The following is a 16,013-nucleotide window of genomic DNA, read 5'->3' as shown; positions in this document are numbered from 1 at the left end:
ATGCTGGAGTTTATCCTTAAAGAGAGCGGAATCACCATGATTATTGTGCAGTGCACAAAATATTCGTTGCTAAACGGATTTGTGCGCTGCAATATTGCCACTAGCGCGATGACTGGCGGGATCGCCGTCGCGTCCTTGCCCTCTCAGGGCTTTCAGTACCAGGAGATTCCAGCATGTCTTTTTTCAATCCGGAAAAACTGCAAACCGCTCAGAAAGCCAACCTCGATCTTTTGCAGCAAATCAGCGGCAAAGTCTTCGCCAGTGTTGAACAACTGAGTCAGTTGCAGTTTAAGGCACTGCGCGACTCCACCGAGGAGCACTTCGAAGGTGTTCGAAAGTTGCTGGCCGTGCGCGATCCTCAGGGTTTCGCCGAACTGCAGGCGTCGTTTACTCAACCGGGCGCACAGGGCGAACGCCTGGCCGAGTTCAACCGCCAGGTCCAGGCGCTGATCGTCGATACTCAGTCGGACATCGCCAAACTGACCTCCAGCCAGGTTGAGTCCGGCACCCGACAGGTTGAAGAGTTCGTGGAAACCTTGAGCAAGAATGCGCCGGCGGGTTCAGAGCCGATAGTCGCCGCGTTCAAGTCGGGCCTGGCGAACGCCGGTACGGTCTTTGAAGGCGCACAAAAAGCCGCGAAGCAGGCAGCTGATGTGGCTCAGAGTGGTTTTGAAGCCGCGAGCGCAGCGCGGGGAAAAGCCGCGCCAGAAACCAGCGGCAAGGCGAGTAGCGGTAACAAATAATCAGTTCAGGCCAGTGGTACTGATGGCGACGGGTTTATTCCCCGTCGCCATTTTTTTTCGGGCCGCCTTTGGCATCCGGCTTTGCGCCGAACATGCCAAACAGGTTCTGGGTATTGAGGTACAAGGCCTTGGACTGGTCGACATACTGACGCATCAAATCCTGCATCACGGGAGCCTGCTGGTGCATGAAAGTGCTCCAGGCTTCGGAAGACTGCGCCCCGGTCTGGGACTGGATGTCTATGACGGTCTGGATGCTTTTGTCCAGGTAGCTGCCGAGCACGCCCTGATAAGGCCCGTAGAACTGGATAATGCCCATCAGCATCTCGCTGGTGAAGATCGGCTCGCCACCGCTTTCAGCTTCAAGGATCACCTGCAGCAGGATGCTGCGGGTCAGGTCCTCGCCGCTTTTGGCGTCGACGACTTGGAACACCACCTTGTCGACGACCAGTTGACGAATGTCCGCCAACGTCAGGTGACTGCTGGTGTGTGTGTCATAGAGTCGGCGGTTGGGGTATTTCTTGATCAGGCGGGGGGTGATATCGGTCATGCGGGGCGTCTCGCGGCGAGCCTGGTTTGCAGGCATCTTATCCTACTCTCACTGCCAATGCCCTGGAGAGCGCCTTCGCCATGCAGTGCGCTTCCCGTAAATCGTCCCCACACCGTGGGGACGAGACTTTGCTCACCAGATCGGCAAGGTGTAGCTGACAATCAAACGGTTCTCATCCAGGTCACTGCCAAAGTTCGTCGAGCGCACTGTCGCGTTGCGCCATTTCACCCCGATATTTTTCAGCGGTCCACTCTGCACCACGTAACCGATATCGGTATCGCGCTCCCATTCCTTGCCTTCAGGTCTGTGACTGCCCAGGTCGATATTTGAGCCGGTGATGTAGCGAGTCATGAAGGTCAGGCCCGGCATACCCATGGCTGCAAAGTTGTAGTCGTAGCGCGCCTGCCAGGATTTTTCGTCCTTGCTGGCGAAATCGCCGATCTGTACGAAGTTCACCAGAAACGCATCGGTGCCGTTGATGTAGGCGTAACCAGTGTCGCCGCTCATGCCTTGGTATCCCAGGCCAAAGGCATGACCCGCCAGGCTGTAGGTGAACATCGCGCCCAGGGCGTTGTTGTCGACATTGCTGCCACCATCGTCGGTGGAGCGAGCGAAGCGCAGGTCGGTTTTCAATGACTGGCCCACCGTGATGGGCAGAACGTAGGTGAGGTTGAGCAGGTGCTGGTTGTAGAAATTATCCAGATGACCATAGCTGTAGCCAGTTGCCAGATCCGGCGTCCATTTGTAATTGAGGCTGGCGAAATCGAAGCTGTCACTGGCCAGGTGGCGGGTGATGATGCCCTTGGCGCCCGTACGGGTGATGCCCATGTCCTCGTAATCCGAGGAATCACGCTGATTGACCTGAGTCAGACGCCCGGCGTCTACTGTCAGGCCCTGGATGTCCAGTGAGTTCAACTGGCCGCCCTGGAAGGTTTGTGGCAACAGGCGTGAGTCGTTCGCCTGCACCGTCGGCAGCTTGGGCAACAGCGTCCCCAGTTTGAGCACACTTTTTTCCGCGCGAACTTTGGCCGTCAGGCCCACTTCAGCGTACTCGTCCTGGGCTCCCTGGCTGATATCGCCATGGCGCTTGAGCAAGCCGGAGCCGGCGCGACCAGGGCTGGAATCCAGCTTGACCCCGAGCAGGCCAATGGCGTCGAAACCGACGCCGATCGTCCCGGCCGTGAAGCCCGACTCGAAGCGCATCAAGAATCCCTGGGCCCATTCTTCCTGTTTGGATTGCGCAGCATTGTCCTGGCGAAAGTCGCGGTTGAAGTAAAAATTGCGCAATTCGACGCTGGCTTTGCTGTCCTCTATAAAATCAGCAGCGGCGGGAGCCGAGAGGCTGATGACGCCGCCGGCCAGTAGCAGCCGGGTCGCAAGATTGCAGGTGTGACGATCCATGGTGAAGCCCCTTTGTTTTTATTATGAGAAAACGGATCTGGCGACCCTCGCCGAGCAGGCGAGGGCTGCTGAATAAAAAACGCGACGCCTGAAAGAGAGGAGCAGGGCGCCGCGCGGTTCAATCGTTAGAACTGCTCAGCCGTCAAGCCATAGAGCGAGGCGCTGCCGGAGCGTATGGACTGCTCCAGGCTCAGGATGCGCGGCAGCAGGCGCTGAATGTAGAAGTCGGCGGTGGCGATCTTCGCACCGTAGAAGGCCTCGTCGGTGCTGCGCTGTTTGCCGGCGACGTGCGCCATGCGTGCCCACAGCCAGGCATAAGCGACGTAGCCGAACAGGTGCAGATACTCCACCGAAGCGGCGCCGACTTCGTTGCGGTTGGTCGCGGCCTGGACCTGTACCCAATCACTGAGGTTTTCCAGGCGCCTTACGGCATCGAGCAGTTGAGCCACGTAGGGGGCGTCTGGCTGGTCGGTGAAACGCCGGATTTCATCGGTGAACTGGCGCAGCACCACCCCGTGATTGGCCACCACTTTGCGCCCGAGCAGGTCGAGCGCCTGGATGCCGTTGGTGCCCTCATAGATCTGCGCGATGCGCACATCGCGAACCAGTTGCTCCTGACCCCACTCGCGAATGTAGCCGTGGCCACCGAACACCTGTTGGCCGTGGATGCAACTTTCCAGCCCGCTGTCGGTAAAAAATGCCTTGGCCACTGGCGTCAGCAGGGCCACCAGGTTTTGCGCATTGTCCCGCTCGTTGGCATCATCGGAGAACTTCGCCAGGTCCAGTTGCTGTCCGACGTAACTGGCGAAGGCTCGACCCCCTTCGGTCATGGCTTTCATGCTTAACAGCATGCGGCGCACGTCCGGGTGGACAATGATCGGGTCGGCCACTTGGGCCGGAGCCATGGCGCCGGTGGGGGCACGACTTTGCACGCGTTCACGGGCGTAAGTCACCGCGCTCTGGTAGGACGCTTCAGCACAACCGATGCCCTGGATGCCGATGGACAGCCGCTCGTAGTTCATCATTGTGAACATGGCTGCCAGGCCTTTGTTGGCTTCGCCCACCAGCCACCCGTTGGCGCCGTCGAAGTTGATCACGCAGGTGGCCGAGGCCTTGATGCCCATCTTGTGCTCGATCGAGCCGCAACTGACAGCGTTGGCAGCACCGAGGGAGCCGTCGGCGTTGACCCGGACTTTAGGCACCACAAACAGCGAGATGCCTTTCGGCCCGGCTGGCGCGTCAGGTAGCTTGGCCAGTACCAGGTGAATGATATTTTCGGTCAGGTCCTGATCGCCGCCGGTAATGAAAATCTTGCTGCCGGTGATCTGGAAACTGCCGTCGGCCTGGGGTTCGGCGCGGGTGCGGATAAGGCCCAGGTCGGTGCCGGCGTGGGCTTCGGTCAGGCACATGGAACCGGCCCAGCGACCTTCGTACATGGGCGGCAGGTAGAGCTCTTTCAAGGAGGTGCTGGCGTGGGCATCCAGCGCCAGGCAGGCGCCGGAACTCAGCGCCGAGTACAGGGCGAAGCTTGAGTTAGCGCCGTAGAGCATTTCCTCGAACTGTACGGCGAGCATCTTCGGCATGCCCATGCCGCCGAATTCGGCATTCCCCGACAGGCCCACCCAGCCCCCCTCGATGTAGGTGGCGTAAGCCTGTTTGAAACCGATCGGGGTGCTGACCTGGCCATCCTGCCACTGGGCGCCTTCTTCGTCGCCGCTGCGATTAAGCGGTGCGATCAGCTGGGAAGTGACCTTGGCGGCCTCCTCAAGAACGGCATCGGCGGTAGCCGCGTCGACGTTGTCGGCCAGGGCCGGTAGGCGCGCCCACAGGGCCGGGGCTTCGAACACTTCGTGCAGCACAAAGCGCATATCGCGCAGCGGGGCGTTGAATTCGGGCATTACGTGAACCTCACAAGGTTATGCGATGGGCGCGCCCGGTCATGGACGGGCGCACCCGGACGATCAGTGGCTGGAAGCGCTGGCGGCACCCAGACCGGTCTGGGCCCGGACAAACTGGTCGGCGTAGGCATCACGCTCCTTGTCGGCCCGTGCGCTGCGGTCGAGTTTCGACACCACGACGATTACCAGGAACGCCAGTGGCATGGAAAACAGGGCCGGGTGGTCGTACGGGAAGATCGCGTGGGCATGGCCCAGCACGGTCACCCATACGGCAGGCGAAAGGATCACCAGCACCAGGGCGCAAATCAACCCGGCAAACCCGCCGATGATCGCGCCTTTAGTGGTCAGGTCCTTCCAGTACATGGCCATGATCAGCACCGGGAAGTTGGTCGACGCGGCGATGCCAAAGGTCAGGCCCACCAGGAACGCAACGTTCATCTTCTCGAACAGGATGCCCAGTAGAATCGCGATGATGCCAAGGCCCACGGTGGCCATGCGGGTTACGCGCATTTCCTGTTTCTCGGTCGCCTTGCCTTTCTTGAAGACCGTGGCGTACAGGTCGTGGGAAATCGCCGAAGCGCCGGCCAGTGCCAGGCCGGACACCACCGCGAGGATGGTGGCGAAGGCCACCGCCGAGAGGAAACCGAAGAACAGGTTGCCACCCACGGCCTTGGCCAGGTGCATGGCAACCATGTTGCCGCCACCGATCAGGGTGCCACCGACTTCACCGTTGACATAGTACTGCGGGTCGGTGCCGATGATCACCATCGCGGCAAAGCCCAAGGTGCAGACCACGAGGAAAAAGAAGCCGATGAAGCCAGTTGCGTAGAACACCGATTTGCGCGCTTCCTTGGCATTGGGCACGGTGAAAAAGCGCATCAGAATGTGCGGCAGGCCGGCAATGCCGAATACCAATCCCAGGGACATGGACGCCGTGTTGATCGGGTCAGCGAGCATCGAGCCGGGGCCCATGATGTTCCAGCCACTGGCATGAGCCTCGACAGCCCGGGTAGCCAGGGCTTCGTAGCTGAAGCCGAACTGCGACATGGCCATCACCGCCAGGGTCGTTCCGCCGGCGAGCAGCAACACCGCCTTGATGATCTGCACCCAGGTGGTGGCGATCATGCCGCCGAAGATCACATACACCAGCATCAATGCACCGACGATCACCACGGCCACCGGGTAGTCGAGACCGAACAGCAGCTTGATCAACTGGCCGGCGCCGACCATCTGCACGATCAGGTAACAACACACCACGGTCAGGGAACCGAAGGCGGCAAAGATCCGCACTTTGTTCTGGTCCAGCCGATAGGAAACGATGTCGGCGAAGGTGTAGCGGCCCAGGTTGCGCAACCGTTCGGCCATCAGGAAAGTGATGATCGGCCAGCCGACAAAAAAGCCGATGGTGTAGATGAAGCCATCGTAGCCCTTGGCAAATACCAGGCTCGACAGCCCCAGCAGTGTCGCTGCGGACATGTAGTCCCCGGCAATGGCCAGGCCATTCTGGAAGCCCGTGATGCCACCGCCTGCGGTATAGAAGTCAGAGGTGGATTTGGTCTGGCGTGCGGCCCACCAGGTGATGGCCAGCGTGCCCAGGACGAACAAGAAGAACATGCCGATCGCATGCAGGTTCAGTGGCTGTTTTTCTGCGACGCCAGTCAGCGGCGCAGCCAGGGCCAGGCTGGCCGGCAACAGGCCGGATGCAGCTATGAGGAAATTACGCAGGATGCTCATGACTTGCTCTCCTCGAGAATGGCCGCGCCCAGTGCATCAAAGCGGGTGTTGGCGCGGTACACGTACCAACCTGTCAGCAACCAGGAAAACACGATGATCGCGGCACCCACCGGCATGCCCAGTGTCAGCATCCGGTGTTCGCCGAGCGGGGCGTGCAACCACTGCGGAAAAAACGCCACCACAGCCATGAACACGTAATAGGTGCCCAGCACTGCAGCGCTGAGCGACCAGGCCAGGCGCGAACGGCTGCTGACCAGTTGCAGGAATTTCGGGTTGCCCCGAATGCGCTCACAGCGTTGGGTGTCGGTTGAATGGATGTCGATCATGGGTAGCTCCACCTTGTTTTGTTGTTATCGGTGTGAGGTGCAAGGCCGAATTCGGCCCGCACGAGCCCTAAGCGGCAGGAAGTCGACCTGCCGTCATAGGGGTAATACCTGGTTGGGTTAGAGTGCCTTGGCCCTGTCGCGCAGGACGTACTTCTGGACCTTTCCGGTCGAGGTCTTGGGCAGCAGGGTGAAGATCACCGTGCGCGGGACTTTGAAACCGGCGAGGTGTTCGCGGCAGAAGCTGATGATGTCGGCTTCGCGCACATCCTGGTGATCGGCCTTGAGCGTGATGAACGCGCAGGGCGTCTCGCCCCATTTTTCATCGGGACGCGCGACGACTGCGGCTTCCATGACGCCCGGATGGCGATACAGCACGCCTTCCAGTTCGATGGTGGAAATGTTCTCGCCGCCGGAAATGATAATGTCCTTGAGCCTGTCCTTGATCTCGACGTAGCCGTCGGGATGACAGACCGCCAGGTCACCGGTGTGAAACCAGCCGCCTTCGAATGCCTCGGCCGTAGCGGTGGGATTTTTCAGGTAGCCCTTCATTACAGTGTTGCCGCGCATGAACACTTCGCCGATGGTCTGGCCGTCACGCGGAGTCGGTTCGAGCGTTTTCGAGTCGCCGACCATCACCCCTTCCAGCGTTGGGTAGCGCACACCTTGGCGGGACTTGATCTGCGCGCGGTCTTCCAGGGGCAGCTCATCCCATTCGGCGTGCCAGGCGCAGAGCGTCACCGGGCCATAGGTTTCGGTCAGGCCATAGACGTGAGTGACCTTGATGCCCATCTGTTCAACGGCACCTATGACTTTGGCCGGGGGGGCCGCTCCAGCAACCATTGCGTTGACCGGATGATCGATGGCGGCCTTGGCCGATTCCGGCATGTTCACCAGTGCGTTGAGCACAATCGGCGCGCCGCACAGGTGAGTGACCTGGTGTTCGCGGATCAGCGTGAGAATTCTTTGTGGATCGACCCGGCGCAGGAACACGTGCACACCGGCCATGGCGGTGATGGTCCACGGATAACACCAGCCGTTGCAATGAAACATCGGCAGGGTCCAGAGATACACCGGGTGATTGCCCATGGCCCAGGTCATCTGGTTGCCCAAGGCATTGAGGTAGGCGCCGCGATGGTGGTAGACCACACCCTTGGGGTTGCCGGTAGTGCCGGATGTGTAGTTCAGCGAGATGGCTTGCCATTCATTGACCGGCCATTTCCAGTCGAACGCCGGATCACCTTCGGCCAGCAGCGCCTCGTAGTCCAGATCGCTGACGGCCTGTCCTTCGCCGTATTCCGGGTCATTGACGTCGATGACCAGCGGCGGATGGTCCAGCATGCCGATGGCCGCGTGAATCACATCATGAAATTCCCGGTCGGTAATCAGCACCTTCGCCTCGCCATGCTGAAGCATGAACGCAATGGCTTCGGCGTCCAGGCGCACGTTGAGGGGGTTGAGCACGGCGCCGATCATCGGCACACCGAAGTGCACTTCAAGCATTTCGGGGATGTTCGGCAGCATCACTGCCACCGTGTCGTTATTGCCGATGCCGCGACCGGCCAAAGCCGAGGCGAGACGGCGGCAACGGGTGTAGGTTTGCGCCCAGGTGCGGCGGATCGAACCGTGGATAACGGCGGGGTAGTGGGGATAGACGCTAGCGGTACGTTCGATAAAGCTGAGCGGAGACAAAGCGATGTGATTGACCGCCGAAGGGCTTAGCCCTTGTTCATAAATCGACATGTTTGGTTACTCGGTGGCTGATTGTTAGCTCTACAGATGGCACGTCGGCGTCGTCGCCGCGTGCATCTTTTATGTCCGGAATGCTTTATATAACATTTCGCCTTTGGTATGGAAGTACAACCTATAGAGTATAGTATATATACTATATTTGATTCTTCTTGCTCTAAATGAATGCCGCCGGTCTGCCACTGCCGGTATATGCTTGGACTCCACCCCGATGCGGACCCGCGATGACCCTGACTCCCGTTCGACTGCACAGCTGGTTACGCCTGCAACGCGAGGGCGTGCCGATGGCTGCCTGCGCCGACGCCTTGTGTCGGGCGCTGCAAGACTGTCCTGAAGTACGTCGTGCGGTGTACCTGAGCTGGCAACCATTGGCCGGCATCTACAGCCATGAGGGCGGCGCCCAGCACTTCCCTCCGGGTCAGGGCGATCCGGTCCTGGCCAGCGACCGGCTGCTGTTCGAGGCCTTGACTGCTGCCGGACGCCTGGACCTGGCGCAAGTGCGCCGGCTCGATTGCTGGCTGGCCGGTCGGCTGCGCCGGGCTGCTATCAGTCACGGGCAGATATTCGACTTGGCGTTGCAGCCGGGACAGGCGGGTCTGTTGTTAGTGGAGGTCTGCGAAGGGGTAAGTTTTGACTGGCTGGGTTGGGTTCGCGACTTGCTGACGACCTTGCTCGGCAGCGTCAACGGCATGTTGCGTGGTTCGCCGTTGCTGGGTCACGACCCGCAACCCGGACTGTTGCTCGATGCGCAGGGCCGTCCGCTGGAATTCAATGCGGCGCTGCTGGCCATGCTGGCGGAAAAACCCTTGACCGACGTGCTGGGCTTTTTGCCGGTCAACCATAGGGTGCTGGTGCGCGCCTGTCTCGACCAGCAGCGGGCCATTGAAGGTGTGGAAGCCCAGTTCGAGGACCAGGTGCTGATTTGGACTTTTATTCCCGACCCTCAGGACAACCGCGTGCTCGCCCGTTGTCGCGACGCAACCGTGCAGGTGCTGGCTGAGCGTGAGGCCGCCACGGCGCGCCGCCTGTACCGGTTGATTATCGAAAATACCACCGACCTGATTTCCCGGCACTCTCCCGACGGACGCTTTCTGGATGCCTCGCCTGCGTCCTGGACTTTGCTCGGCTACTGGCCCGAAGAGCTGCGCGGGCAAATGGCTCAAGGCTTGTTCCACGGCCAGGACCTGGCCAGTCTGGTGCAGCGCGCGCGTGACGCGCTGGAGCAGGACGGTTATCACACCATGACCTATCGCATTCGTCATCGTGACGGCCACTACCTGTGGTTCGAAACCGCCAGCCGAGCCATCCGCGAGACCTACACCGGTACCGTGGTTGAAGTGGTTAGTGTCTCCCGGGACATCACCGCCCGGGTCCAGGCCGAAGAAAACAATCGCCGGCTCGCCGAAGTGGTCGAGGCCAACACGGACCCAGTGCTGTTCATCGACCCCAACGGGCACGTCACCTACCTCAATCCCGCAGCGCGACGCATCCTGGGCATCAACCCGCTGCAACCGATGCCGTCCATGGAAGACTTATTTGCCAGCGCCGACCTGCTGCGCCTGCAACGCCAGGGCTGGGGCGCCGCTGAGCGCGATGGTGTGTGGAGCACCGATGCCCGGTTGCTGCCGCCCGCCGGAGGTACCGGAGTACCGGTATCCCTGGTATTGCTGGCCCATCGCGCCGCAGGTGGTGAGCGTTATTACTCCATGGTGGCGCGCGACATGACCGAGCGCGAACTGCGTGAAACCCAGCAGCGTCGCCATCAGGACGAACTGGCACATACCGCGCGGCTGGTCACACTGGGGGAATTGGCCTCAGGGATCGCCCATGAAATCAACCAGCCACTGGCCGCGGTGGTCAATTATGCCAATGCTAGTCAGCGTTATCTGCAGTCTCTGGACTCTAACCCCAATGCCGCGGAACGCGTCGCCCAGGGGCTTGAGCGCATCAACTACCACGCCACCCATGCCTCCGAGGTAATCCGGCGCCTGCGAGCCTTCCTGCGCAAGGGCCAGCGCCGCATGCAGGCCCTGGACATCGCTGATGTAGCCCGCGAAGCGGTGCGCTTGTGTGCCTGGGAAGCAAGCAATTGCCAAGTGACAATCGAGGATCAGCTGCCGGATAATCTGCCGCCGATTTATGCGGACCGGGTGTTGCTCGAACAGGTCCTGCTCAACATTCTGCGCAATGCCATTGATGCCAATCGCGAGCAACATCCCGGCCAGTCTTCGCTGATCGTCATGGCCGCGGGGCTTGGCGGTAGTGCAACCGTGGAAATCAGTGTGCAGGACCAGGGCCCAGGTGTGAGCGAGGCGGAACTTGAGCAAATCTTCACTCCGTTCTACACCAGTAAGGCCGATGGCCTGGGCCTGGGCCTGTCCATGAGCCGCAGCATTATCGAAGGTTTTGGTGGCGCGCTGCAGGCCAGGCGCCAACCCTGCGGGCTGCTGATGATGTGCCGCCTGCCGCTTGCCGGTCCGACCAAACAACAACAGGAATAACGCAATGGCAGCTGTGATGGAGCACGTGGTGTATGTGGTCGACGATGACCAGGGGATGCTCGATTCAACGGTGTGGTTACTGGAGTCTGTCGGCCTCAAGGCCCTGGCCTTTACCAGTGGAGTCGCATTTCTCGACGCCTGCGATGCCAGCCTCGACGCCTGCGTGCTGCTCGATATCCGCATGCCAGGCATGGGCGGCCTGAACGTGCAGGAAGAAATGCGCACTCGCGGCCTGAATCTGCCCGTCATTTTCGTCAGCGGCCACGCCGATGTACCAATCGTGGTACGCGCCTTCAAGGCTGGCGCGCATGATTTCATCGAAAAGCCTTACAACGAGCAGCTATTGCTGGACAGCGTGCAACAGGCACTCAGCAACAGCGCCGTGAACCGTTCCGGGATTCAGGGCCATGACGCACTGCAGGCGCGGTTGCTCACCCTCACCCCGCGAGAGCGCGACGTGCTGGTGCCGCTGGTGCAGGGCTATACCACTCGGGAAATAGCCGAGCAACTGGGGGTCAGCGCCAAGACCGTCGACCTGTATCGCTCCCGCGTGATGAAGCGCATGCAGGCCGCCACCTTGCCCGATCTCGTCGGCATGGCGATCGCTGTCGGGCTGGTCGATCCGTTGAAGCTGCGCTGAGCCCTCATACTGCCTACTGAGCGTCTATGCTGAGCGAACGACTTTCGCCACCCGCATGGAGCCAGCCATGGTGCCCACCCCGATAAACGACAAGGCGCTGACTCGCACCCTTCTCGACGTGCTGATTCGTGCTGGGCTGATTGCCATCCTGGTGCTGTTCTGTTTCGAGATCTTCAGTCCGTTCCGCGACCTGATGCTGTGGTCGCTGATCCTTGCGATTACCCTGTACCCGCTGCAAACGCGGCTTGTGAGGAAAGGCGGGCACAAACCGGGGCACATCGCGACCCTGATCGTGATGGTCGCGATCGTGATCCTGATGGTGCCGATCTACCTGTTGGGTACTTCTATTGCCGATTCAGTCGAAAGGGCGATGGTGCTGGTCAAGGACGGTGGCTTCCACGTGCCTGCACCGAATGCTTCGGTGGCCGATTGGCCCCTGGTCGGCAAGCCACTCTCCGACCTCTGGTTGCAGGCCTCCACCGACCTGCCTGATTTGACTGCCAAATATATCCCGCAGATCAAGCATTTCAGCCTGGGCTTGTTGAGCAAGATGGCCGGGGTGGGTATGGGATTGCTGATGTTCATTTTCGCCCTGATCATCGCCGCAATTTTTATGGCCCACGGCGAAGGCGGCAGCCGCAGTGCGGTGCAGATCGCTTCGCGGGTAAGCGGCCCGGTCAGGGGGCCGAAAATCGCCGGGCTGTGCACTGCCACCATCCGCGCGGTTGCCCTCGGTGTGGTTGGCATTGCCTTTATCCAGATGCTGTTGGTAGGCCTGGGTTTCGTCTTCAAGGGTGTGCCTGGTGCCGGCCTGCTGGCGCTGGCGGTATTGCTGCTGGGTATCATGCAACTGCCGGTGACCTTGATCACGCTGCCGGTGATTGTCTTTGTGTTCGCCACCGAGGGCGCGACCACCGGGACCATCATCTTCGCCATTTACGTGTTCGTCGCCGGGCTGGTGGACAACGTACTCAAACCTTTGCTGCTGGGGCGCGGCGTCGATGTGCCGATGCCGGTGATCCTGATCGGAGCCCTGGGTGGCATGGTGTCCAACGGGATCATCGGGTTGTTCATCGGGCCGGTGGTGCTGGCGGTTGGTTACCAACTGTTCTGGCAGTGGGTGCAGGATCGGCCGGATACAGATTCGCCGCCGCCCGCCTGACCCCTTACATTCTTTAAACCTTCTGATGAAGCGAAGTGTCGATAACTGGAGACCCAAAACTTCGCTCATCCGAGGGAACGCCCATGATCGGTGTTGTGATACCCGCCCACAATGAAGAACACCATATCAGCCCGTGCCTGGAGTCCATCCTTGTCGCGGCGCGCCACCCTGAGCTGCAAGGTCGCGAGGTCAGCGTACTGGTGGTGCTGGACGACTGTTCGGATGACACTGGCCCACGCGCGCGCGCCATGGATGTACCGACGCTCGATGTCTGCTACAGGAATGTCGGCAAGGCGCGGGCGACCGGGGCCGAGGAACTGCTGGAGGCGGGAGTGCAGTGGCTCGCGTTCACAGATGCCGATACGCTCGTCCCTGCCGACTGGATCGCCCGCCAACTCGACTGCATGGCCGACGCCGTGTGCGGTACAGTTGAAGTGGATAACTGGGACGAGCACGGGGAGGGCGTTCGCACTCGCTACCTGGAGCGCTACCAGTTCATTGAGAATCACCGCCATATTCATGGTGCGAACCTGGGACTCAGCGCTACCGCTTATAAAAACGTCGGTGGCTTTCAACACCTGGCTGCCCATGAAGACGTGCACCTGGTTGCTGATCTTGAGCGCATCAGTGCGCGTATTGTATGGACCGCGTCCAATCCGGTGGTGACCAGCGCGCGCAAGGATTACAAATGCAAGGGTGGGTTTGGCGAGTACTTGGCGTCGCTGGGAAAAGTCCTGGGTGCGGCGGCCCTGCATACACCCGCGAGCGTTGATGCGGTGCAACGTCATGAATTTTAAATTGCCCTAGTGGCAAGCCTCGCTGACGGCTTTTGCCGCGCGGCGCAACTCTTGTTTGACGTCGACCGGGATGCGCTGGCGGACCAGTCGCTGCTCCAGGAACGTCTGGTCACCTGCTGTTTAAACTTGTTCGTCTACGGCTGCCCCCTTGGCCTCCAGCGCTGCGGCGTGTGCATCGATCACGGCATTGACCTCGGCATCGTTACGGGCGGCATCGAGTTGCTTAATCAGCGCCGCCACTTCATCTGCTTCAGCCTTGGCATAAGCCTCGACGGTCAATCCGGAGGCCAGCGCCCGCGCGCGGATTTCCAGGTTCTTCATGGTCTGCTTGGCGTCTTCACATAGCGCCGCTTTTTTAAGGCTGTCGGCGACTTGCCAATGAATCACTTGAAAGGACAGGACGCCGACCATGGCAATGACCAGGCCACCCAGCAGTAACGCGATCTTGGAGTTGTGGTGTGCCGTCATGGTTCGTCCATGGTTGGGGTCTTTAGCGGGCGCTGCAGATAGATTAGAGGGGTGATTGAAAGTTTGCATTGAGTTGAGCGCCAACCGACAGCTGGCAGCAATTGAGTGACTATTTGCCGCCGGTCGCCAGCCGCGATTTTTTATCAAATTATACGCAAGCGATTGCTTCAGATAACTGTAGGTGGCGCACTCCATGAGTCCCGGATGAGTAGCGGCGCCGTCCTTGAGGCCTGAAGAGACTCGACGCTACTGCCAGTTCTGTCGAACTGGATACGCAGCGTCTCTCAAAACAGTTGCTACCGCTCGCTTCCCGGGTGCCCAATAAGCGGGCCAACCATCGATAGGAGTTTCCATGTCCGATCCCGTCTCGTCGAGTACCGGCTCTGCGCGCTCCTGGCTTGAACTGGCCCGCAGCAGCAGTTGGTCGAGCGTGTTGTTTTGGTTGACGTTGATTGTCGTGACCTTCTTGCTGCTGTCCAGTGGCTACAGCGCATTGACCGAGGCCGACTCGGATGTTCTGCATTACGCCATGCTGGGTGGCACCGCCGGGTTTGCGGCGACGGCGCTGGGCGCACTGCTGGCGCTGGTACTGCGTGACGTAGCAGTCCGCACCCAGGACATCATGCTCGGTTTTGCTGCGGGAATGATGCTGGCGGCCAGCTCCTTTTCGCTGATCCTTCCCGGCATCGCCGCCGCCGAAGCCATTAGCGGCAGCAAACTGGCGTCTGCGGCGGTGGTGGTGCTGGGCATGGGGCTGGGCGTGGCCTTGATGATCGGTCTGGATCGTTTTGTGCCCCACGAGCACCAGAAAAGTGGCAGGCGCGGTCCTGACGTTGAACGACTCAACCGGGTATGGCTGTTTGTCCTGGCCATTACCCTGCACAACCTGCCCGAGGGCATGGCCATAGGGGTCAGTTTTGCGGACGGAGATATGAAGGTGGGCTTGCCCCTGACCACTGCCATCGCGATCCAGGATATTCCGGAAGGGCTTGCCATTGCACTTGCGCTTCGGGTCACGGGGATCTCGGCCTTGAAGTCGGCATTGGTCGCGATTGGGTCCGGGCTGATGGAACCGTTGGGTGCGATCATCGGCCTTGGGGTTTCATCGGCATTTGCCCTAGGCTATCCGGTTGCCCTGGGGCTGGCGGCCGGGGCGATGATTTTCGTGGTGTCCCACGAGGTGATCCCCGAAACCCACCGCAATGGCCATGAAACACCGGCCACCCTGGGTTTGATGATGGGGTTTGGGGTGATGATGTTTCTTGATACCGCGTTGGGGTAAGTCCGCGCCGGTGCTAAGTTAAGGATGTGTTGGCAACTGTACTTTATATTGGTTGGAGTCAGGGCTGCCGTCGTTCCGCCAGAGCCGCCCACGTTCTGCAAGTGCAACTCCCTGTCGCTTGATGTCGGCGCGCGATCCGCAACATTCCCCATAACATGGCGATCGCTATCGCCATCCAGGAGGCGATCATGCTGAAGATTGTCATTGCAAGGCTCATAAATTTCTCCGCTGCTTTGTCGTCTTCCGGCTCTCCCAGTAAATGACCACGCGGCGTCCTCTGGATTCAAATTTTCGCTCAATGACAACTAAGTCCGCATCCAACTAATTCAAACTCTGTTTTTTGGTGTAATGTTAGAGGACTCATCACGTAGAGATCTCCCATGTCCAAACTCGCAGAATTTCGCCAACTGGAAAGACACCTGGCAGAACAACTCCAGGCGCTGGAAGCATTGAAAGGTGATGCTGGCCTCAAGCAGGAAATTGAATTCGAAACCAAACTGCGCGCCTTGCTGGCCAAGTACGGTTACAGCTTGAAAGACATCGTCAACCTGCTCGATCCGCAAGCCGGCCGCCGTGCGCCTGCTGCCGAAGCCAAAACCGGCACACGCAAGCCGCGCCAGGTCAAAGTCTACAAAAACCCGGAGTCGGGTGAAGTTGTGGAAACCAAAGGCGGCAACCACAAGACCCTGAAAGAATGGAAAGCCAAATACGGCTCAGAAAAAGTCGAGTCGTGGCTGGCCAAGTAATGCGGGTGCGCGCCTGATTCCG

Annotated in this window: 14 protein-coding genes; 7 read left to right on the top strand and 7 right to left on the bottom strand. The window is 60.0% G+C overall.

The window, feature by feature from the left end; all coding sequences use genetic code 11:
- The first annotated feature begins 173 nt into the window (after positions 1 to 173).
- On the top strand, positions 174 to 743 hold the full coding sequence (phaP, locus tag L9059_RS03245; RefSeq protein WP_247287459.1) for a TIGR01841 family phasin: 570 nt from the start codon (positions 174 to 176) through the stop codon (positions 741 to 743).
- Between the two features lie 34 nt (positions 744 to 777).
- Here phaP and phaR read toward each other — a convergent pair whose 3' ends face one another.
- From phaR to L9059_RS03215, 6 genes are all read right to left on the bottom strand, one after another.
- The gene (gene phaR, locus L9059_RS03240; RefSeq protein ID WP_345894248.1) at positions 778 to 1,326 is read right to left on the bottom strand and encodes a polyhydroxyalkanoate synthesis repressor PhaR; all 549 of its coding nucleotides are present in this window, start codon (positions 1,324 to 1,326) and stop codon (positions 778 to 780) included.
- Positions 1,327 to 1,422: 96 nt separating this feature from the next.
- Positions 1,423 to 2,691, bottom strand: a complete 1,269-nt coding sequence (locus tag L9059_RS03235; protein ID WP_247287455.1) for an OprD family porin — start codon at positions 2,689 to 2,691, stop codon at positions 1,423 to 1,425.
- Positions 2,692 to 2,816: 125 nt separating this feature from the next.
- Positions 2,817 to 4,589 carry an acyl-CoA dehydrogenase C-terminal domain-containing protein gene (locus L9059_RS03230; protein ID WP_247287453.1) on the bottom strand — a complete coding sequence of 591 codons (1,773 nt, stop codon included), beginning with the start codon at positions 4,587 to 4,589 and terminating at the stop codon, positions 2,817 to 2,819.
- Between the two features lie 63 nt (positions 4,590 to 4,652).
- Positions 4,653 to 6,323, bottom strand: a complete 1,671-nt coding sequence (locus tag L9059_RS03225) for a cation acetate symporter (protein ID WP_247287451.1) — start codon at positions 6,321 to 6,323, stop codon at positions 4,653 to 4,655.
- Entirely contained in the window at positions 6,320 to 6,649 is a 330-nt protein-coding gene (locus L9059_RS03220) for a DUF485 domain-containing protein (protein ID WP_247287443.1), read from the bottom strand. The genes L9059_RS03225 and L9059_RS03220 overlap by 4 nt, the downstream gene beginning before the upstream one ends.
- 117 nt (positions 6,650 to 6,766) lie before the next feature.
- Complete coding sequence (locus L9059_RS03215) at positions 6,767 to 8,389, bottom strand: acyl-CoA synthetase (protein ID WP_247287441.1); 1,623 nt, start codon at positions 8,387 to 8,389, stop codon at positions 6,767 to 6,769.
- 230 nt (positions 8,390 to 8,619) lie between these two features.
- Between L9059_RS03215 and L9059_RS03210 the strand changes: the two genes are divergently transcribed.
- The 4 genes from L9059_RS03210 (at position 8,620) to L9059_RS03195 (ending at position 13,495) form a co-directional block, all read left to right on the top strand.
- The gene (locus L9059_RS03210) at positions 8,620 to 10,896 is read left to right on the top strand and encodes a PAS domain-containing sensor histidine kinase (protein WP_247287438.1); all 2,277 of its coding nucleotides are present in this window, start codon (positions 8,620 to 8,622) and stop codon (positions 10,894 to 10,896) included.
- A gap of 4 nt (positions 10,897 to 10,900) precedes the next feature.
- Complete coding sequence (locus L9059_RS03205) at positions 10,901 to 11,536, top strand: response regulator transcription factor (protein ID WP_247287436.1); 636 nt, start codon at positions 10,901 to 10,903, stop codon at positions 11,534 to 11,536.
- Between the two features lie 67 nt (positions 11,537 to 11,603).
- Positions 11,604 to 12,698, top strand: coding sequence for an AI-2E family transporter (locus L9059_RS03200; protein WP_247287434.1), 1,095 nt, complete (start codon positions 11,604 to 11,606; stop codon positions 12,696 to 12,698).
- An 83-nt stretch (positions 12,699 to 12,781) separates the two neighbouring features.
- Entirely contained in the window at positions 12,782 to 13,495 is a 714-nt protein-coding gene (locus L9059_RS03195) for a glycosyltransferase family 2 protein (protein WP_247287424.1), read from the top strand.
- Positions 13,496 to 13,615: 120 nt separating this feature from the next.
- Here the strand turns inward: L9059_RS03195 and L9059_RS03190 are convergent, their stop codons facing one another.
- Positions 13,616 to 13,963, bottom strand: a complete 348-nt coding sequence (locus L9059_RS03190) for a hypothetical protein (protein ID WP_247287422.1) — start codon at positions 13,961 to 13,963, stop codon at positions 13,616 to 13,618.
- 352 nt (positions 13,964 to 14,315) lie between these two features.
- On the opposite strand from L9059_RS03190, the gene L9059_RS03185 reads away from it, so the two are divergent.
- Together L9059_RS03185 and L9059_RS03180 are read left to right on the top strand one after the other, a co-directional pair.
- Positions 14,316 to 15,245: a ZIP family metal transporter gene (locus L9059_RS03185; RefSeq protein ID WP_247287420.1), complete on the top strand. Its 930-nt coding sequence runs from the start codon at positions 14,316 to 14,318 to the stop codon at positions 15,243 to 15,245.
- Positions 15,246 to 15,625: 380 nt separating this feature from the next.
- Positions 15,626 to 15,991: a histone-like nucleoid-structuring protein, MvaT/MvaU family gene (locus L9059_RS03180; RefSeq protein ID WP_247287410.1), complete on the top strand. Its 366-nt coding sequence runs from the start codon at positions 15,626 to 15,628 to the stop codon at positions 15,989 to 15,991.
- Positions 15,992 to 16,013: the final 22 nt, after the last annotated feature.

Source organism: Pseudomonas violetae, assembly GCF_023072615.1.
In the GTDB taxonomy this organism is placed as follows: domain Bacteria; phylum Pseudomonadota; class Gammaproteobacteria; order Pseudomonadales; family Pseudomonadaceae; genus Aquipseudomonas; species Aquipseudomonas violetae.
This window is presented reverse-complemented; position numbering and strand designations above follow the sequence as displayed.